Origin of the sequence: Mangrovicella endophytica (assembly GCF_002893625.1) — a bacterium.
Classification (GTDB): Bacteria; Pseudomonadota; Alphaproteobacteria; order Rhizobiales; family Rhizobiaceae; genus Mangrovicella; species Mangrovicella endophytica.
The window spans coordinates 97,571-116,423 of sequence record NZ_PKMZ01000006.1; the positions used below are offsets into that span (position 1 = coordinate 97,571).

The window sequence follows — 18,853 nt, forward strand, 5'->3', positions numbered from 1 at the left end:
AATAGGACAGTTGGGGTTGGCGCGGCGTCAGAGATCGTCGCCGGCCGGTGCATCGAGCGGCTGATCGAGGGCCGGTGCGTCCCCATCCGGCTCTTCGGGCGTCAGGGTCTCGTCCGGCCCTTTGACGGTGGTCCCGTTGACGCTCACAGATCCATCCGCGGCGACATCGACCAGCCATTCGATCCTGCCACCATCCGTGGGGCGCCCCATGCCCTTGACGAACTGCAGCATGGTAATGGCCTGGTAGAGGTCGGGATTGGCCGCGGCTGCGGATTGCAGAGTGGCAACGGTCTTGTCCAGACCGGCCATGTCGACCTTGATACTGGCGTGGGGCTTGGCTTCGGTGAAACTGAAATCGCCGCTGAGGGCGACGTCGAAATCCTTGGACACGATGCGGCTCGGCTTGAGCCTGTTCCTGATGCGCTCCGGCTGGAACGCTGCGCTGATGCGCGCCTGTGCAGCCTCCGAAAGGGGCGGTTCCTTGGCGAAGTCGATCTCGCGCAATGCGATCTCGGCCGGCGTCAGGAGATCCACGCCGGAGACGGTGTAGCCGATCTCGATGACGTCAGGCAGCAGAGTCGCCGACCATGCCGGGACGAGCGCGCTGTCGATGCGAATGCCGTTCAGCGCGAAGTCGAGGTCGAACGAAGCGTTCCTGTCGACGCCGGTGAAGCGAACCACCTGCCGTGCCTCGGCGAATTTCAGTCCGCCATAGAGCGAGGTGATACCGACGTCCCGCGCCAGGATATTGCCCTCGAGCGTCGACCACAGCGGCAGGAGATCGCCGAGCCCGTCCTTGAACTGCGCCATGAGCGGCCCGGAGGCTGGCAGTGTCGCATCCGCCTGCAACTGCGGCAGGTAGCGCATCACCATGAGGTAGAAGTCCCGCATGGCTGCCGTCCGGGCGTCCCTCGCTGTGAGGGTGGTGTCGATGAACCCGGCGCTCGCCTCGAAGCCGAACGAGGTCGGATCGGTGCCGGTATCCTCCTGCGGGATCGTCACCGTGGTCGTCTGCTTCACGCCCTCGTAGGTCTGGCGGGCGTTGATGTCGGTGCCGCCGTTCGCCCCGGCCTTGGCCGTCATCTCGACCGTCGTCGCGCGGATCGTCGCGATAGAGCCCGACAGGGCGTCGTGCGACTGCGTCTCCGTCTTCTCCGAACGGCTGGAGGCGGAAAGGAAGGCTGCGAGCGCGGGCGAGTAGACCCCTTTGAAGGCCTGCGAGCCCTGCTTGTAGCTGAAGCTCTGGGTCTGACCCTCGATCACGCCGGACGCCGCAACGTCGATCGGATCCTTGGTGAAGACGTTCCAGCTTCCGTCCGCACGCTCGCTGACGATGAAGGACAGTGGCGCGAACTTGACCGGGCTGCCCGCCAGAGCGGACAGCGCCGCGGCGGGATCGAGCGTGATGCGATGGCCGGCCGGGTCAGGCTCGATTCGCAGCAGCTTCTGCTCGAACGGGGTAGACGTCAGGTACGAGGCGAGAGCGTCGCGCAGCTGCAAGGCGCCTTCGGCCGTTCCGGCAACGGCCGGTTCGGGCGCCGACAAGTCCGGCGTCTGCGCATGGCCCGGCAGCCCGGAGGCGGCCAGGATGAAGACGGACATGACGGCGCTGCGGACCATGAAGACTCCCCCTCTCCCTCTGATGATGACGGCTTCTAGCCGCTACGGCAGCAAAGGCAAACCAGTAGCAACAGCCGATCCGGGCGGCATCCCATAAGGCTCTGGATTGTCTGCCCGGCACACCATCCGGCAGAGCATCGGTTGAGCTGTGCTCGTCATCCCGCCACAACCTCGTCTAGGTCACACGCCCGCACCGGCCTTGCCGCAGCACCTGGGCCCGGCGAGGCCAGCGACAGCGCGCCAGGGAAAGCGCCGAGCTTGACCCCGCCTTGCAGCATCCGCGCTATGTCAGGACGCCGAGCAGGCCTCCTGGTCGAGCCTCATGACGCCATGAGCGTGCGCGCGTTGGCGGCGTCGAATTTGGCGATGTCATCCCTCATCCGCGCCTGCCAGCGGGCCACGAAGGCCGCCGTCTCCTCGGCGCCGAGATGAGCGGTCAACGCCGCCTGATCGCGCCAGCGCTCGGCAACGAGCATGCGGCCCTCTCCGATGTCCTCCGGCGCGACAGCGAAGAAGAGGCAGCCGTCGCGGGCACGCGCCGCCTCGGCGAAGGCGGCCATCTCGCTGAGGAAGGCAGCGGCGTCCGACGGCGCGACATGGATGTATCCGGTAACGATCAGCATGGTTCGTCTCCTCTCGCTGCAGCCGGTCAGTCGACGGTCAGGACGATCTTGCCCTGGATGCCGCCCGCCTCGGCGCGCGCATGCGCCCGGGCCGCCTCGGCGAGGGGAAAGGTGCTGTCGATGACGACGCGGACGGTTCCGTCGGCAAGCAGCCGGGATGCCTGCGCGAGCTGGCTGCCGCTGGAGCGGACCTGCGTCGAGGACACGGTGATGCCGAGACGTGCTGCCTCGTCATGGGCGTCGAAGCCGAGCGGGAAAACGGGAAAGAGGGCGCCGCCTCGCTTCAGCGTCTTCAGGAAGCGCGCCGCCGCCTGGCCGCCGACCGTATCGAGCACGAGGTCGGCGTCGCGCACGATTTCGTCCGCCGCGGCCTTGGTGTAGTCGATGAACTCGTCGACACCGAGGTCGCGCATCAGTGCCGCGTTCTTGCCCGAGGCGACCGCGATCACATGTGCGCCCTGCCAGCGGGCGAGCTGAACGGCGAGGTGCCCGACCCCGCCGCCGGCGCCGTTGATGAGAACGCTCCTGCCGGCGAGCGGCACGGGCGCGTGGGGAAAGGGCTGGAACGGGTTCGGCGCCTCGTGTCCGAGGTCGATCAGGAACTGCCAGGCGGTGAGCAGCGACATGGGCGCCGCGGCCGCCTCGACATGACCGATCCCGGCGGGCTTCAGCGCGAGCTCCGAAGCCGGGACGCTGACATATTCCGCATAGGCCTTGCCGCCCCGCATCGCGTCGGCGGGGAAGCGGACCATGGCATAGACCTCGTCCCCGACGGAGACGTTCGTCACGCCATCGCCGAGCTGATGGACGGTGCCGGAGATGTCGGAGCCGAGGATCAGCGGGAACGCCGGATGGGGCTGCCACTCCGGCGGCAGGGCCCGGTAGCCGTCGCGCAGGTACCAGTCGGGCGGATTGAGGCCTACGGCGTGCACCCGCACCAGCACTTCGCCGGATTCGGCCTTCGGCACCGGCGCATCCTCGTAGTGCAGAACATCCGGACCGCCGAAGGCATGCAGGCGGACGGCTTTCATCGTGTCACTCATCGGTCGATCCATCTGAGGGTTGGACATGACAGCGATTTAAGCGGTCGCGATGGTCTTGATTATTGAGGCTGACGACATTTCAATCATGCCATGAAGGAACAGATCGCATTGGAGCGGCTGGCCGGTCTTGCGGCTTTCGCCCGGGCCGGTTCGCTCGGCAGCTTCACGGCGGCTGCACACGCGCTGTCGATCTCGCCCTCGGCCGTCAGCAAGAGCATCCAGCGGCTGGAGACGCATCTCGGCGTGGCGCTCTTCACCCGCACCACCCGCTCGCTGACGCTGACCGCCGAGGGGCGGGAACTGCACGAGCGCGCCGTCCGACTGCTGCGCCAGGCGGAGGAAATCGAGCAGGCCGCGATGGCTGCGCGCTCCGAGCCGGCCGGCTCGCTGCGGATCGCAGCCCCGCTGCCGGTCGGCCAGCATGTGATTGCGCCTGCGCTGCCGGCCTTTCGCCGCAGACATCCTCGGGTGAGCATCGATCTCCGCTTAAGCGACCGGATGGTCGACATCGTGGAGGAGGGGATCGACATCGCGGTGCGGATCGGCGAGCTCGACGACACGCGCCTCCTGGCGCGCAGGCTCGCGCCGCATCGCCTGTGCTGCTTCGCCTCGCCTGGCTATCTTGCCGCGCGCGGCACGCCGCAGCACCCGGACGATCTCGCCGGCCACGAGACCATTACGCTGCGCTACCAGAGCACCGGCCAGATCCTGCAATGGCCCTTCCGGATCGGCGGCCGGCTGGTTGAGATGACGCCTGCCTCCGGCCTGTCGGTCGACGTCAGCGAGGCGCTGATCGCCATGCTCGTGGCGGGCGGCGGCATCGGGATGGCGGCGACCTTTGTCACCGCGCCTTACGTCGCACGCGGCGAGCTGGTGCCGGTCCTGTCGCCCTTTGCGGTGCTGCGCGACAACATCACGGCGCTCTGGCCAGCAAGCCGCCGGACCAACCCGGCCGTGCGCGCGTTCCTTTTGACGCTGCACGAGACCTTCCGGGAGCAGATGCGAGCAGCGGCGCCCGAGTGAGCGCCGCCGTCCGGTTCGGCTTCCTTGGCCCGGGGCACCGGGCTAGGACGCTCTTCGCCGGTCAGGCGCCGAAGGCGCCGTCAATCGTGTGCATCGCACCGGTGACGAAGCCCGCCTCCGGGCCTGCGAGCCACGCCACCATGCCGGCGACCTCCTCGGGCCGACCATGGCGCTTGATCGCCATGAAGCTGTGCATCAGCTCGCGCATCGGACCGTCTGCCGGATTGGCATCCGTGTCGATTGGCCCGGGTTGTACGATGTTGATCGTGATGCCGCGCGGCCCGAAGTCCCGCGCCAGGCCCCGTGCTAAGCCCTGGAGGGCGGACTTGCTGAGAGCGTAGGACGCCATCCCCGGGACCGGCATGCGGTCGCCGTTGACCGAGCCGATGACGATGATCCGCCCGCCTTCGGGCATCCGTCGCGCCGCCTCGACCGAGGCATGGTAGGGGGCGTGGACATTGACCCGAAACAGCCGATCGATCTCGTCCGGATCCTGCTCGAGCGCGTCGCCGAAGACCGCGAAGCCAGAATTGACGACGAGAACGTCGAGGGGGCCGCTCTCGCGCACGGTCGCAATCACGGCGTCCCTGTCGGCGCTGTCGGTGCGGACCGCCTTGCTGCCGGTCTCGTCCGCCAGACGCTCGGCTGCCTCGCGCGATCCGGCATAGGTGAAGGTGACTGCCGCACCATCCTTCGCAAAGCGCCGCACGATCGCAGCGCCGATCCCGCGGCTGCCGCCGAGCACGAGCACGGATTTACCTTGAAACATCGATACCGCCTCTTCTTGAGGATTAAGTTAGGAGGCGCTACATAAATCCGCAGGCAGACACGGTCAACGATTTTTATAATGACGAGTACAAAAAACTCCCGGCCGCGCGGTCGGCCTCGACGTTTCGATCCAGACGAGGCCGTCGCCACGGCCAAGCATCTCTTCCAGGCCCACGGCTATGATGCTGTCAGCGTCACGGATGTGACCGAAGCGCTCGGCATCAATCCACCGAGTTTCTATTCCGCCTTCGGCAGCAAGCTTGGCCTCTACACTCGTATCCTGGACCTTTACGCCGATACCGGCGCCATACCCTTCGAAGACATCTTGCGGCCCGAGCGGCCCGTCCCTGAGGGCCTCGCGGCTTTGTTGGAGGAAGCGGCTCGCCGCTATGCCGCTGATCCCGCGACGGCCGGCTGCCTGGTCGTGGAAGGAACCCGGTGCAACGATGCGCAAGCCCGCGAGGCGGCTCGTGCCTATAACGTGGCGGCCGAAGACATGATCAAGGCCTATATCGCGGCACGCCATCCGGAGGAGGCCGACCGCCTGACGGACTTCGTTGCGACGACCATGTTTGGCCTGTCCGCCAAGGCACGAAGCGGACATGGAGCCGACCAGCTTCTTGCGACTGCCCGCTTGGCAGCGGCGGCGATCCGGCAGGCACTCGCGGATTGAGACGCTGCGACAGCGGTATTTGGCTCGATTGATGGGAAGGGCGGCGGGAGCTTGCTCCGCCGACCTTCGCACCGCCCGCAGCGGCGCGGCTCAGCTCTCCCAGTCGGCGGCCGCCACGGCGTCGGCGCCTGCGGGAAGTTTCATCGGGCAGCTCGGATCGGTGGCCGCGCGCCAGACCGCTTCGGCAACATCCGTTGACTTGGTGATAGGTCCGGAGTGCTGCCGCATCTGGGCGACGGTCGCGTTGATGTAGTCCGCGTAGGCGTCGGGGAACCCACCCTCTTCCTCCATGCGGCCGAACGCGTTCTTGCCGAAGCTCGTCTCAGGCGCGAGGCCCGGCAGCACGATGCGGACCCGGATGCCGAAGGGCTCAAGCTCGATGGCGACGGACTCGGTGAAGGCGTTCACGGCCGACTTGCTCGCGGTGTAGACCGACAGGAGCGGCAGCGGCTTCACCGTGACGGTGGACGTCACATTGACGATCGTGCCCGACCGGCGCTCGCGGAACTGCGGCAGGACAGCCTGCATCGTCCGCATCGTCCCGATCGTGTTGGTCTCGAAGATGTCGCGGGCCACGTCGATCGGCGTGCCTTCGAGCGCGCTGAGCCAGCCGATGCCCGCATTGTTGACGAGGACGTCGATCGGTCCCGCCGCTTCGATCGCCTGCCGGACGCTCTCGTCGCTGCGGACGTCCAGGGGGAGGATACGCAGATTCTCCGAGGCCGGGAGAACGCTCTCGTTGGGCGTGCGCATCGTCGCGACGACCTTCCAGCCCTGGTTGAGGAAGTGCTTCGCAATGTCGAGCCCGAAGCCTGACGAGCAGCCTGTGATAAGAACGGTGTTCATGGTGTCTCCTTGGCGTGCAATGGCACGGACGACATGTGGACGCTGTTGATGAGACTGCCTATCATTGGAAGTCCTGTTGGTATTCGCGAGAGTCCTGAATTGACTGACCCCTTCGCGGAAGTCGTGGCGCTGCTCCAGCCGAGCCTGCCCTTCTCGAAGCAGGCGAGCGGCGCCGGCTCATGGCGCATCGACGTCTCGGTCACCGGTGATCCGCTGTTCTGCGTGATCCTGGAGGGATCCGTGCTCCTGTCCCTGGATGGACGGCCCGAGATTGAGCTGAGGGCGAACGATTTCGTCCTCGTGCCCACGGCACGTGACTTCACGATGTCCAGCCTCGATGGCGGCCCGCCCAAGGGAGAAACGGTCCACACGATGCTGGACGACGAGACGAGGCATGGCGATGCGGAAGGGCCGACCAATGTGCGCATGCTCGCCGGCCGTCTCGCCTTCGGTTCTCCGGATGCCGGGTTGCTCTTGTCTCTGCTTCCCGAGTTCATCCACGTTCAGGACCTGAAGCGGATCGCGACTCTCGTCCAGCTCGTCAGAAATGAAGCGCAGGACGCACGACCTGCCCGGGAGATGGTCCTCGCGCGGCTGCTGGAGGTGCTCCTGATCGAGGCGCTGCGCGCGACATTGGGCGCTGCCGCTGAACCGGGCTTGCTCAGGGGGCTTGCAGACGCGCGTCTGGCAAATGCCATACGAAGCATCCATGCGGATCCCCGACGGAGCTGGACCGTGGAGCAACTGGCGCGGGCGGCGTCCCTTTCGCGTTCGGTCTTCTTCGACCGGTTTCGCAAGGAGGTGGGGGTGCCGCCGATGGAGTACCTTCTGAGGTGGCGAATGGCGCGCGCCAGGGACATGCTGCGGCGTGGGGAGGGCGGGGTCAAGGAAGTCGCGCAATCGGTCGGCTACGGCTCCGCCAGCTCCTTCAGCGTTGCCTTCACGCGGATCGTGGGCGTGCCGCCGATGCAGTTCGCGCGCCTGGGCGCGTCTATACCGAGCTAGAACCGTCCGCTGCCGAGCGCTCCAGCCGCGAGCGATCGGTTGTATGGCGTCCATGCGCCGGGCGCGGCTTCGAGCGGGCACGCCGTGCGCCAAACCCCGCACCATCACGCCAGCTGCTGTTCAATCGACCTGGTGCGCAATGTCGCGACGTCGCCCGTATGCTTCGTCGTGACCGTCTCGATCAGCACGATCCAGCATTCCTCGTCCGCAACCGGGTTGTGCAGGGTGCCCTTCGGCACCACGCAGAACTCGCCCGCCTCCAGTACGGTCTCACGCCCACCTTCGAACTGGATGCGCAGGCGGCCGTGCAGGACCTGGAAGAGCTCGTCCTCGTCATCGTGCTTGTGCCAGGTAAGCTCGCCGAGGAGCTTGGCGACCTTGACATACTGGTCGTTCACACGCCCGACCACCTTGGGCGACCAGTGCTCGGTGAGGGCCTCGGCGGCAGCGACCAGATTGACCGAGTTCATCAGCTATTCCTTTCGTTTGAGGCGAGAGAGGGGGCTGGACACCTGACAACTGCTGCCGTGCCACGGGGGTGGGAAGCTGATTTTGCTAAAGAGCGTCATTAGCCTTTGTAAGGGGCAATGCCGCGCAAACCGCGGCATCACCCTTCTTCGGGCCTTTGCGATCCTGCGCTACGACTCGTGGCCGAGCGCCAGGGGCATCGCGGCGGGAGCAGCCTGCTTCGTCCGCCGTCCGCGCACGAGGACGTAGAAGAGTGGCGTCAAGAAGAGGCCGAACAGCGTGACGCCGATCATGCCGGAGAAGACGGCGACGCCCATGGCCGAGCGCATCTCCGCGCCTGCGCCCGTCGAGAGCACCAGGGGCAACACGCCCATGACGAAGGCGAGCGACGTCATCAGGATCGGGCGCAGGCGAAGTCGCGCCGCCTCGATCGCCGCCTCGCGGGGACTGCGCCCCTCCGCCTCCAGCTCGCGCGCGAACTCCACGATCAGGATGGCGTTCTTGGCCGACAGTCCCACCAGCACGATCAGTCCGATCTGCGTGAAGATGTTGTTGTCGCCTGCCGTCAGCCAGATTCCCGCCAGTGCCGAGAAGAGCCCGGCCGGCACGATCAGGAGGATCGCGATGGGCAGGGTCAGGCTTTCGTACTGGGCGGCAAGCACGAGGAAGACGAGAAGGATCGCGAGCGGGAAGATCACGACGCCGGAATTGCCCGCGATGATCTCCTGATAGGTGATCTCCGTCCACTCATAGGCAAAGCCCGGCGGCAGGGTCTCTGCCGCGATCCGCTCCACCGCCTCCCGCGCCTGGCCCGAGGAGAAGCCGGGCGCGGCATTGCCGTTGACGTCGGCGGCCAGGAACCCGTTGTAGCGCAGCGCGCGCTCGGGCCCGGCCACCGGATTGACGCTCATCAGGGCCGAGAGCGGGATCATCGCGCCGGAGTTCGAGCGCACCTTGAGGTTGCCGATGTCTTCGGCCCGGGCACGATAAGGCGCGTCGGCCTGGACGCGCACCGAGTAGGTGCGCCCGAACTCGTTGAAGTCGTTCACATAGAGCGAGCCGAGATAAATCTGCAGAGTGTTGAAGATCTCGGTGATCGGCACATCCAGCTGGCGCGCCCGGGCTCGGTCGACGTCGGCGTAGAGCTGGGGCACATTGATGCCGTAGCCGGTGAACATCCCCGTCAGCTCGGGCGTCTGGTAGGCCTTGGCGAGAAAGGTTTTCACCACCTCGTCGAGCGCCTGGAAGCCCTGGCCGGAACGATCTTCGATCTGCAGCTTGAAGCCGCCGATCGTGCCCAGGCCTTGGACGGGCGGGGGCGGGAAGATCGCCGTAAAGGCCTCCTCGATCCCTGCGAACTGGCCGTTCAAGGCCTGCGCGATGGCGCCGGCTGACAGCTCGGGCGTCTGGCGGTCCTCGAAGGGAGCCAGCGTCAGAAATACGACGGCCGCGTTGGAGGAGTTGGTGAAGCCGTTGATCGAGAGGCCCGGGAAGGCGAGCGTGCTTTCCACGCCGGGCACCTTCAGCGCGATCTCACCCATGCGCCGCGCCACCGCATCCGTGCGGTCGAGCGAAGCGCCATCCGGCAGCTGCGCGAAGCCGACGAGATACTGCTTGTCCTGGGCCGGCACGAAGCCGCCGGGGACCGTGCGGAAGAGAACGCCGGTCAGCGCGACCAGGACCACATAGAGGCCCAGCGTCATGCCCTTGCGCGTGATGACGCCGCCAAGACCCTTCCCGTACCGATGCGAGGAGGCCGAGAAGAAGCGGTTGAAGCCGCGAAAGAACCAGCCAAGCGAGCCGTCGAGGATGCGCGTCAGCCGGTCCTTGGGCGCGTCGTGGCCGCGCAGGAGGAGAGCGGCCAGCGCTGGCGAGAGCGTCAGCGAGTTGAAGGCCGAGATCACCGTGGAGATGGCGAGCGTCAGCGCGAACTGGCGGTAGAACTGCCCGGTCAGGCCCGAGATGAACGCGAGCGGGACGAATACGGCGACCAGGACTAGCGCGATCGCGACGATCGGGCCCGACACCTCGCGCATGGCCTGGTAGGTCGCCTCGCGGGGCTGCAGGCCATTCTCGATGTTGCGTTCGACATTCTCCACCACCACGATCGCGTCATCGACCACGATGCCGATCGCAAGCACGAGGCCGAACAGCGAGAGCGCGTTGATCGAGAAGCCGAGGAGATGCATCACGGCGAATGTGCCGACGATCGAGACCGGCACGGCGAGCAGCGGGATGATCGAAGCGCGCCAGGTCTGGAGGAAGACCACGACCACGAGCACCACCAGCACCACGGCCTCGAGCAGCGTGTGCACGACCGCGTCGATCGAGGCGCGCACGAACTGCGTCGTGTCGTAGACGATCTCGTAGTCCACGCCGTCCGGCATTGTCTGCTTGATCTCGCTCATCACGCTGCGCACCTCGTCGGCGATCGCGATGGCGTTGGAACCGGGCGCCTGGAACACGGGGATGGCGACGGCCGGCTCGTTGGAGAGGAGCGAGCGCAGCGCGTATTCGGATGCGCCGAGCTCGACCCGCCCGATGTCGCGGATGCGCGTGATCGCGCCGGTCGCCGCATCGGTGCGCACGATGATATTGGCGAACTCCTCCACATCCTTGAGGCGCCCTTGCGCATTCACGGACAGCTGGAACTCGACACCCGGCACGCTCGGCGAGGCGCCAATGACGCCCGCTGCAGCCTGGACGTTCTGCTCGCGGATGGCGGTGACGACGTCGGTGGCGGACAGGCCGCGGCTCGCGGTCTTCTCTGGGTCGAGCCAAATGCGCATGGAATAGTCGCCCGAGCCGAAGAGCTGGACCTGGCCCATGCCGTCGATGCGCGCCAGACGGTCGCGCACGTTGAGCAGCGCGTAGTTGCGCAGGTAAGTGAGGTCGTAGCGCCCGTTCGGTGACGTCAGGTGCACCACCAGCATCAGGTCGGGCGAGGACTTCACCACGGAGACGCCGAGGCGGCGCACCTCCTCCGGCAGGCGAGGCTCGGCTTGCGCCACCCGGTTCTGCACGAGCTGCTGAGCCTGGTCGGGATCAGTGCCGATGCGGAAGGTGACAGTGAGCTGCATCGCGCCGTCGGTGGTGGCCTGGCTCGACATGTAGAGCATGCCTTCGACGCCGTTGATCTGCTCCTCCAGCGGGGTCGCGACGGTCTCGGCGATCACCGCGGGGTTGGCGCCGGGATAGGTCGCGCGCACCACGACCGACGGCGGCACGACCTCGGGATATTCCGAGATCGGCAGGGCGAAGATCGAGAGGAGGCCGCCCAGGAAGATCATCATGGACAGGACGCCCGCAAACACGGGGCGGTCGACGAAGAACCGGGAGATGTTCATCGCAGCGGGCTTTCTTGGAAAGGAAAAAGGCGCCCGGCGGAGCGGGGGACGGGCTCCGCCGGGCGGGGCTGGCTAGCGCGCCTTGGGATCTACGCTGGCCTGCCGGTCGAGCGAGCGGCCGGTCTCCATGGAGACCATCTGGGGGGCGATCTTCGCGCCGGGGCGCAGACGCTGCAGTCCGTTGACGACCACGCGCTCATCGGCCTTCAGACCGTTCTCGACGACCCGCATGTCGCCCGCGGCCGGTCCGAGATCGACTTCGCGGTACTGCACCGTGTCGTCGCCGTCGACGACGAGGACGTAGCGCTTGTCCTGGTCGGTTCCCACCGCCCGCTCGGAGACGAGCACGGCGGGCTCCGCGCGAGGCTCGCCGAGGCGCAGGCGGGCGAACTGGCCCGGCAGAAGCCTTCCGTCCGGATTGGGGAAGCTGGCGCGGATCGCGACCGTTCCGTTCACGGGGTCGACGCTCGGGTCTACCAGCTGGATGCGGCCGCGGACGACCTTGCCATCGCCCTGATCCATCTCCACCGGAACGCGTTCGATGCCATCGATGCCGCCGGCGGTGCGCAGGAGACGCTCGACCGAGGCTTCGTCGGCGTCGAAGGTCGCATAGATCGGATCAATGGAAACGATGCGCGTCAGCACCGGCGAGCCGGCGCCCGCCGATACGAGATTGCCCTCGGTCACCTCCAGACGGCCAATGCGGCCCGAGATCGGCGCACGGATGGCAGTATAGGACAGATCGAGCCGGGCGGTACGAAGGCTTGCCTCGGCAGACGTAAGCTGCGCGGCTGCCTCGTCGGCAGCCTGGACGCGGCGCGCATATTCCGATGCGGCAATCGTTCGGTTGCCCTGCAGCTGGGCGCCGCGTTCCCGCTCGCCGCTGGCAAAGGCGAGACGCGCCCGTGCGGCTTTCAGGTCGGATTCGGCGCGTGCGACCGCAGCCTCATAGGGTGCCGGATCGATGGTGAGAAGCGGTGCGCCCTTCTCCACCAGCGCGCCTTCGCGGAAATGGGCGGCTTCGACCGCGCCGGCGACGCGCGAGCGGATCTCGACGCGCTCGACCGCTTCGAGGCGGCCGGAGAAGCGCTGCCAGAGTTCCACCGGCCGCCGCTCCACGCGGGCGACCGAGGCGGGAATGGCGGGGGGCGCGGCGGGAGTGGTCTCCGCTGCGGACTCCGTGCCGGCAGCGGTTGCCTTCTCCTCGGCCTGGATGCCGACGCTCAGGAAGGCGAGCGCAAGGGTGGCCGCGGTGAGGCCGCCGACGGTTGCGGAAAGCCGGTTCAGGACGGTCTGCAGTTTCAGCATGGACGGATCTCTTCTGAGTACCCGCGAGCCAGGACCCACGAGGGTCCACAAGGGGCTTGCGGCGCGTTCTTGGAGCGGATGTCGGGTCAGACGCTGCGGACGCCCGGGACGAAGTTGCAGGCCAGGCTAAGACCTGCAGATAGGAAGACGGCGGCGTCGGCGGCGGCAATGCTGCGGTTCATGGACGGGTCTCCTGGGCGAGAGGACGCAAGGCGTCGTTGCCGCGCCTTGAGAAGTCGCGGAGCCTTTGCTGGCCTTCTATGGTTTGGATCCGGGTGGAGTGCAGCGTTCAGGCCGCGCAACCACCCGCCGCTCGGCGATACGCCGGCGGATTATCTGTACGAGGTGCCGGCTCGGCACCGACCCACTCGGAACCGCACGTGAATGGGAGCGACGGTTCCGGTAGCAAGGAACTATCTTTGTTCATTACCAATCGGTATGGAATGAATTAGGGGGTTGGACTGCAGCTGTCAACGGACTATTTTACCGATAGGTATAAAAGTTAATGGCGGCCGGTGTGGCCCCACAGCCGGAGGAGGCAAGCAGATGGCACTCGGTCGTCCGCGCGAGTTCGACCCTGACGAAGCGCTCGACAGCGCGATGGAGCTTTTCTGGCGTCAGGGCTACGAGGGAACGTCGCTGGCGGACCTGACGGAGGCCATGGGAATTGCCAAGCCCAGTCTGTACGCGGTGTTCGGCAACAAGGAGGACTTGTTCCGAAAGGCGCTGGATCGCTATGCCGCGCAGCATGCCGATGCCACCTACGGCGCCTTGAACGAGCCGACCTCACGGCGGGCGGTGGAGCGGCTGCTCCTCGGCTTAGCGGGGGTGGATGCGGCCGAGGATATGCCCAAAGGCTGCCTGATGGTGCAAGGAGCCCTCGTCTGCAGCGCGGCAGGCGAGCGTATCAGGCAGGAACTGTGCTTGCGGCGGGCGGAAAACGAGGCTGCCTTGTGCCGGCGCATGGCCGAATGGCGCGACGCAGGCGACCTGCCGCCAAGCGCCGACCCCGCGGATCTGGCGCGCTATGTCATGTCGGTGGGCAATGGCATCGCGGTCCAGGCTGCCAGTGGCGCGAGCAAGGAGGAACTGCGCCGCGTGGTCGAAATGACCATGCGGACATGGCCGCCGGTGTAAGGTGCTCGTCGACGGCTCGCAGCGACCAGCGACCGCCACGATCCGCACGACCGCAACCGGATCCCGTAGCCACCGCTACCCGTGCGGATGGCGGTGGATCGGATCGACCCAATACACCTCTTCCGGCTTCTCGACGGGATCGACATCGGTGATGTTCACCACCACCGCCTCGTTATCGGACCGCACCAGCACGCATTGCAGCACCTGAGAGGGATCGGCATTGATCTCCTGATGTGGCACGTAGGGCGGCACGAAGATGAAATCGCCGGCTTCCGCCTCGGCGACGAATTCCAGCCTGTCGCCCCAGCGCAGCCGCGCTCGTCCGCTGACGACGTAGATCACGCTCTCCAACGCGCCGTGATGGTGGACGCCCGTTTTGGCATTCGGCGCGATGCTGACGGTGCCCGCCCAGATCTTCTGCGCGCCCACGCGGGCGGCGTTGATTGCGGCCTGCCGGAACATGCCGGGCGTCTGAGGCGTGTTGGAGTCCAGCGCATCGCCCTTGATGACGCGAATGCCGTCGTGCTTCCAGCGCGGCTCGCCGTCCGCAGCCCCGTGCGAATGTTGATGGTCGTGGCTCATCGCGGCTCTCCCTGTGCTTGCGGCATCATTCCCCCAGGAGCCGGCGGGGTCGAGGACCAATCATCCGCTGCCTAGTGTCGCGCAAGCCATTTAGCGCCTTCGCGCCGGGTGCGGCCTCCGCCTCGAAATTGTCCGAAGCTCGGATGCAGCCCCATCCGCGCGTGGCCCTCGTCTAAGGCACGGTCGCGGGGATCGTCGCGGACGAGCGGGCCAACGGCTTTGGTAGGCCCGCTGCCGCTCAAACGCGAAGGCTGCTCTCGCCCGTGTCGATATGCGGCGCCCAGTAGCGGATGCTTTCGGCGATGGCAGGAATAACGCGCCGATCGTCCGGCTCGCGCTCCTTGAAGGAGAGCTCAAGGCAGATCTCGTTGTCCACCGCGCCGCCCTCCGCGAAAGCACGCAGCAGCGGCTCCGGCTGAATGCGGCCATTGGCATTGTGCTCGGCGGTGAACGGCCGATGGCCGCTCTTGTCCATCTTGGACTGCTTGATGTGGATGATCGGCGAGACCTTCGGCACCGCTCGGGCCCAGGCATAGGGGTCGGTGTCGTCGGGGTTCGGCGAGGTCACGTCGCCATGGTCGATGTCGGCCATCATCCAGAGCGGGATGGCGAGCCCGGCCGATGTCAGCCGATCCTGCAAAGTCATGCACTCGGCGATCGTGTGGCCGAACTCGCGGCCCACCGACATCGGCTCCCAGAAGACGTAAGCAAGGCCCGCCCGCTTGCCGTGCTCGGCGACTTCGCCCCAGCAGTCGACCGCGATCCGGATCAGGTCCTCGCGCCGCGCCGGATCGTCGTAATCGGCAAAGGTGAAGATCGCGAACTGCGTCCCGACCGAGGTGCCGCCGAGATCGGCCGTGATGTCGGCGAAGGTCTTGAACCAGTCGACATAGTAGCGGCGCACATCGCGGTCCGGATGTCCGAAATGGTTGAGGCGGCCATAGGGACCGGTCATGCCGCTCGTGACGCGCACGCCGGTGCGCTCCAGCGCCTTGTCCATCTGCCGCGTCAGCCGGCGGATCACCGGCGCCGGCCAGCACGGGTTGATGAACTCGTGGGTCAGCTGCAGGTCGCGGATGCGCAGGTCCCGCGCCACCGTGCCGATCAGGTCGTCCGGATCGGCAAAGCGGTTCACCAGCGGATTGGTATTGAGGGAGAGCGTCAGGGGCATGGGAAGGCTCCGGTCGGCACGGCGGTGCGAGACGGCGGCAAACGGCGATCAGGCGGCGACGGCGTATTCGGCTTCGAACCAGCGGGCAAAAGCGGCCTGATCGGCCTCGCTCAGATGCAGCCGGTGCTTGGTGCGACGCCACATCACGTCCTCGGCGGTGAGCGCCCACTCGTGGTCAACGAGATAGCGCACCTCCGCCTCGTAGAGATTGCCGCCGAAATGGCGTCCGAGACCCTCCAGCGAAGTGGCCGTGCCGACGATCTCTGCGGTGCGCGAACCGTGGACACGGCCGTAATGGCGCCGCAGCGAACCCGGCATCCAGGGGTAATTGGCCTTCAGGCGCTCGCGGAAGGCTTCATAGTCGGCATCCGGAATCTCGCCGCCCGGCAGTGGCGAGTCATGCGTCCAGTCCGGCCCCATCGCAGGAAAGAACCGCTTCAGCCTGTGCATGCCGCGCTCGGCAAGCTCGCGGTAGGTGGTGATCTTGCCGCCGAAGATGTTGAGGAGCGGCACGCCGTCCGTGTCGTCGACGTCGAAGACGTAGTCGCGGGTGACCGCCGAGGGATTGCCCTTGCCGTCGTCGAACAGCGGCCTGACGCCGGAGAAGCTGCGCAGCACGTCCGCGCGGGTCAGCTTTTCCTTGAAGTAGCGATTCACCGCGGCGAGCAGGTAGTCGATCTCGCTCTCGTCGGCGGTCACGTCCTCGGCGCGCCCGTCATAGGGGATGTCGGTGGTGCCGATCAGCGCCTTGTCGCCCTCATAGGGGTTGATGAAGATCACCCGCTTGTCGTGGTTCTGGACGAGATAGGCGTTTGCCCCCTCCCAGAACTTCGGAACGACGATGTGGCTGCCCTTGACGAGGCGCACCTTCCGGCGGTGCTCCGTCCCGGCAATATGATCGATCACGCCCTGCACCCAGGGGCCACCGGCATTGACGATGGCGCGGGCGCGCACCGTCCGAGTCTGCCCGGTGCGGCTATTGCGCAGCTCCGCCGTCCAGGCACCGGACTCGCGCCTGGCGCCGACAAAGGCCGTGCGGGTGAGCACCTCGGCGCCCCTCTCCTGGGCGCCGACGGCGTTGAGGACCACAAGCCGCGCGTCGTCCACCCAGCAGTCCGAATATTCGAAGCCGCGTGTGTATTTATCGAGCAGCGGCGCCCCTTCCGGGTCGCGGCTGAGATCCAGACTGCGGGTGCCCGGCAGCTTCTTGCGACCGCCGATGTGATCATAGAGGAAAAGGCCGAGCCGCACGAGCCAGGCCGGCCGATCGTCCGGGCTGTGCGGCAGGACGAAGCGCATCGGCCAGATGATGTGAGGCGCGTTCTTCATCAGCACCTCGCGCTCGATCAGCGCTTCGCGCACCAGCCGGAACTCGTAATATTCGAGATAGCGCAGACCGCCATGAACGAGCTTGCCCGAGCGCGACGACGTGCCCTCGGCGAGATCGTCCTTCTCGCAGAGAATGACGGAAAGGCCGCGCCCGGCGGCATCGCGCGCGATGCCGGCGCCGTTGATGCCGCCGCCGACGACGAGGAGGTCGATGGTGTTCGTGTCAGTCATGCTCATTGTTCCCGACAGCTTCGACCGCCGCCGCAATGGCGATCTCGATGGGTTCCCCGCCCGCATCGGCGCCCGGATCGGAGCGCAGCGTGGCTGACCGGTTCTCCGCCATGCGGCTCCAGACCGGTTCGAGCGCGCGCCGCGCATCGACATAGGCGGGAAAGAGGCGCCCGTAGGTCTCAGCCAGCCTCGCATCCGGCGGCTCCGGCGTTTCAAGCAGCGGCGTTACCCATTCAGCGATGCAGTCCTCCATGCTGCGATAGGCGCCGACGGCAACGGCCGCCATCATCGCTGCGCCTGCAGCACCGGCCTCTTCGCGCCCCGAGATGCGCACGGGCGCGCCGACGACTGCCGCCAGCACGGAGCGCAAGGCGCGCGAGCGCGCCGCTCCACCCGTCAGCCGTAACTCACCCGGCATCCGCCCCATCGCGGCGTAGCAGTCCCGGGCTGCCATGCCGAGGCCTTCGGTCACGGCACGCAGGAGGTCCGGGAAACGATGCCCGCTGGACAGGCCGACAAAGCTCGCCCGCGCATCCGAATTGACGAACGGACCCCGTTCACCCGCCGAGATGTAGGGGTGGTAGAGCAGCGCGCCGGGCTCGCTGCGGGCCAGCCAGCCATCGATCCTGGCGACGAGCTCCGCCTTCGACGGTGCATCGCCGAACTCACTGACGAGATCGGATGCGAGCCCGAGCGCCCAATCGATATTGAGCGTCGCCGCCATGTTGGTCTGCACCTGCGTGACCATGTCCGGCAGAGGCAGTGCGATGACATAGCCCGTTCCCTCGGCGTTGAGGGCGACCTCGCCGCTTCTCACCGCACGCATATGAACGCCGGTGGACCCGACGGTGGAACAGGCGACGTCGGGATCGCCGGTGTGGACGCCGGCGCCGAGCGCCGTCATCACCATGTCGACATAGCCAAGGCTGACCGGCGTGCCCGCCGGAAGCCCCGTCTCAGCCGCCGCGCGTGCCGAAAGTGGATGCGTTACTTCAGTCCCGTCGACGATGTCCGGCAGGAGCCGGCGGTGGCCTTGCAGGCCGAGAGCCGCGATCACGCCGTCGTCGTAGCGACGATTACGGAAGTTGCCGAAGGTGAAACTCATCTCCGAGGGGTCGGAGGCCCGCACCCCGGTCAGGTTGAGGTAGAGCCAGTCCTTGCAGTGGAGTGCCACCTCGGCCCGGTCCAGCAGGTCGGGAGAGGTCGCCGCCATGTGCGCCAGCTGCGCGCCCTGCTGGCAGGTATTGAGGCCGGTGCCGGTCGCCTCAAAACGGCGGCGCTCGCCGGCGCCGGACCGCAGGCGGCGCACCGTCGGCGCGGAGCGGGTATCGAGCCAGAGCCAGGCGTCCGTGACCGGCCGGTCGTCCGGGCCGACGAGCCAGGTGCCGTCACCCTGTCCGGTCACGGCCACCGCCGCCACGCGACTTGCCAGATCGTCCACCTTGTCGCCGAGCCCGCGCAGCGCCGCCACGCAGTCGGTCCAGGTCTGATCCATCGACTGGATGGCCGCGCCATCCGGCCGCTCGACATAACGGTTCAGCACCGAGGCAGAGCCGATCTGCCGGCCGCTCAGGTCGAAGGCCACCGCCTTGACCACGGAGGTGCCGGCGTCGATGCCGATGAGGATGTCGGCCTCACGCGCCATGGCGCCGTCCTGCCGATAGCTGCGGCCGCGGCTC

At 67.0% G+C, this 18,853-nt stretch carries 16 protein-coding genes; 4 read left to right on the plus strand and 12 right to left on the minus strand.

Features of this window, described 5'->3' with window-relative positions; genetic code table 11:
- Nucleotides 1-27: 27 nt before the first annotated feature.
- From C0R46_RS14430 to C0R46_RS14440, 3 genes are all read right to left on the minus strand, one after another.
- Nucleotides 28-1,620, minus strand: coding sequence for a hypothetical protein (locus C0R46_RS14430; protein ID WP_102960348.1), 1,593 nt, complete (start codon nucleotides 1,618-1,620; stop codon nucleotides 28-30).
- 320 nt (nucleotides 1,621-1,940) lie between these two features.
- On the minus strand, nucleotides 1,941-2,243 hold the full coding sequence (locus tag C0R46_RS14435; RefSeq protein ID WP_102960349.1) for a putative quinol monooxygenase: 303 nt from the start codon (nucleotides 2,241-2,243) through the stop codon (nucleotides 1,941-1,943).
- A gap of 26 nt (nucleotides 2,244-2,269) precedes the next feature.
- Entirely contained in the window at nucleotides 2,270-3,286 is a 1,017-nt protein-coding gene (locus C0R46_RS14440) for an NADP-dependent oxidoreductase (RefSeq protein ID WP_102960350.1), read from the minus strand.
- A gap of 90 nt (nucleotides 3,287-3,376) precedes the next feature.
- Here C0R46_RS14440 and C0R46_RS14445 point away from each other — a divergent pair, with 90 nt between their 5' ends.
- Nucleotides 3,377-4,309, plus strand: a complete 933-nt coding sequence (locus C0R46_RS14445) for a LysR family transcriptional regulator (protein WP_102960351.1) — start codon at nucleotides 3,377-3,379, stop codon at nucleotides 4,307-4,309.
- Between the two features lie 61 nt (nucleotides 4,310-4,370).
- Here C0R46_RS14445 and bdcA read toward each other — a convergent pair whose 3' ends face one another.
- The gene (gene bdcA, locus C0R46_RS14450; protein WP_102960352.1) at nucleotides 4,371-5,078 is read right to left on the minus strand and encodes an SDR family oxidoreductase; all 708 of its coding nucleotides are present in this window, start codon (nucleotides 5,076-5,078) and stop codon (nucleotides 4,371-4,373) included.
- A gap of 78 nt (nucleotides 5,079-5,156) precedes the next feature.
- Here bdcA and C0R46_RS14455 point away from each other — a divergent pair, with 78 nt between their 5' ends.
- Nucleotides 5,157-5,750 carry a TetR/AcrR family transcriptional regulator gene (locus tag C0R46_RS14455; protein ID WP_102960353.1) on the plus strand — a complete coding sequence of 198 codons (594 nt, stop codon included), beginning with the start codon at nucleotides 5,157-5,159 and terminating at the stop codon, nucleotides 5,748-5,750.
- Between the two features lie 90 nt (nucleotides 5,751-5,840).
- On the opposite strand, the gene C0R46_RS14460 is transcribed toward C0R46_RS14455, so the two are convergent.
- Nucleotides 5,841-6,596, minus strand: coding sequence for an SDR family oxidoreductase (locus tag C0R46_RS14460; protein WP_102960354.1), 756 nt, complete (start codon nucleotides 6,594-6,596; stop codon nucleotides 5,841-5,843).
- A 99-nt stretch (nucleotides 6,597-6,695) separates the two neighbouring features.
- Between C0R46_RS14460 and C0R46_RS14465 the strand changes: the two genes are divergently transcribed.
- Nucleotides 6,696-7,601, plus strand: coding sequence for an AraC family transcriptional regulator (locus C0R46_RS14465; RefSeq protein ID WP_102960437.1), 906 nt, complete (start codon nucleotides 6,696-6,698; stop codon nucleotides 7,599-7,601).
- Between the two features lie 104 nt (nucleotides 7,602-7,705).
- On the opposite strand, the gene C0R46_RS14470 is transcribed toward C0R46_RS14465, so the two are convergent.
- The 3 genes from C0R46_RS14470 to C0R46_RS14480 form a co-directional block, all read right to left on the minus strand.
- A complete protein-coding gene (locus C0R46_RS14470) occupies nucleotides 7,706-8,071 on the minus strand; it encodes a cupin domain-containing protein (protein ID WP_102960355.1) in 366 nt (121 codons plus the stop codon).
- A 168-nt stretch (nucleotides 8,072-8,239) separates the two neighbouring features.
- On the minus strand, nucleotides 8,240-11,416 hold the full coding sequence (locus tag C0R46_RS14475; protein WP_102960356.1) for an efflux RND transporter permease subunit: 3,177 nt from the start codon (nucleotides 11,414-11,416) through the stop codon (nucleotides 8,240-8,242).
- A 72-nt stretch (nucleotides 11,417-11,488) separates the two neighbouring features.
- Nucleotides 11,489-12,724, minus strand: coding sequence for an efflux RND transporter periplasmic adaptor subunit (locus tag C0R46_RS14480; RefSeq protein ID WP_102960357.1), 1,236 nt, complete (start codon nucleotides 12,722-12,724; stop codon nucleotides 11,489-11,491).
- 546 nt (nucleotides 12,725-13,270) lie between these two features.
- On the opposite strand from C0R46_RS14480, the gene C0R46_RS14485 reads away from it, so the two are divergent.
- The gene (locus C0R46_RS14485) at nucleotides 13,271-13,861 is read left to right on the plus strand and encodes a TetR/AcrR family transcriptional regulator (protein WP_102960358.1); all 591 of its coding nucleotides are present in this window, start codon (nucleotides 13,271-13,273) and stop codon (nucleotides 13,859-13,861) included.
- Nucleotides 13,862-13,936: 75 nt separating this feature from the next.
- Here C0R46_RS14485 and C0R46_RS14490 read toward each other — a convergent pair whose 3' ends face one another.
- From C0R46_RS14490 to C0R46_RS14505, 4 genes are all read right to left on the minus strand, one after another.
- Nucleotides 13,937-14,443: a cupin domain-containing protein gene (locus C0R46_RS14490; RefSeq protein ID WP_102960359.1), complete on the minus strand. Its 507-nt coding sequence runs from the start codon at nucleotides 14,441-14,443 to the stop codon at nucleotides 13,937-13,939.
- A gap of 238 nt (nucleotides 14,444-14,681) precedes the next feature.
- Complete coding sequence (locus C0R46_RS14495; protein ID WP_102960360.1) at nucleotides 14,682-15,614, minus strand: TIM barrel protein; 933 nt, start codon at nucleotides 15,612-15,614, stop codon at nucleotides 14,682-14,684.
- Between the two features lie 48 nt (nucleotides 15,615-15,662).
- The gene (locus C0R46_RS14500) at nucleotides 15,663-17,174 is read right to left on the minus strand and encodes a glycerol-3-phosphate dehydrogenase (protein ID WP_102960361.1); all 1,512 of its coding nucleotides are present in this window, start codon (nucleotides 17,172-17,174) and stop codon (nucleotides 15,663-15,665) included.
- A complete protein-coding gene (locus tag C0R46_RS14505; RefSeq protein WP_102960362.1) occupies nucleotides 17,167-18,819 on the minus strand; it encodes an FGGY-family carbohydrate kinase in 1,653 nt (550 codons plus the stop codon). The genes C0R46_RS14500 and C0R46_RS14505 overlap by 8 nt, the downstream gene beginning before the upstream one ends.
- Nucleotides 18,820-18,853: the final 34 nt, after the last annotated feature.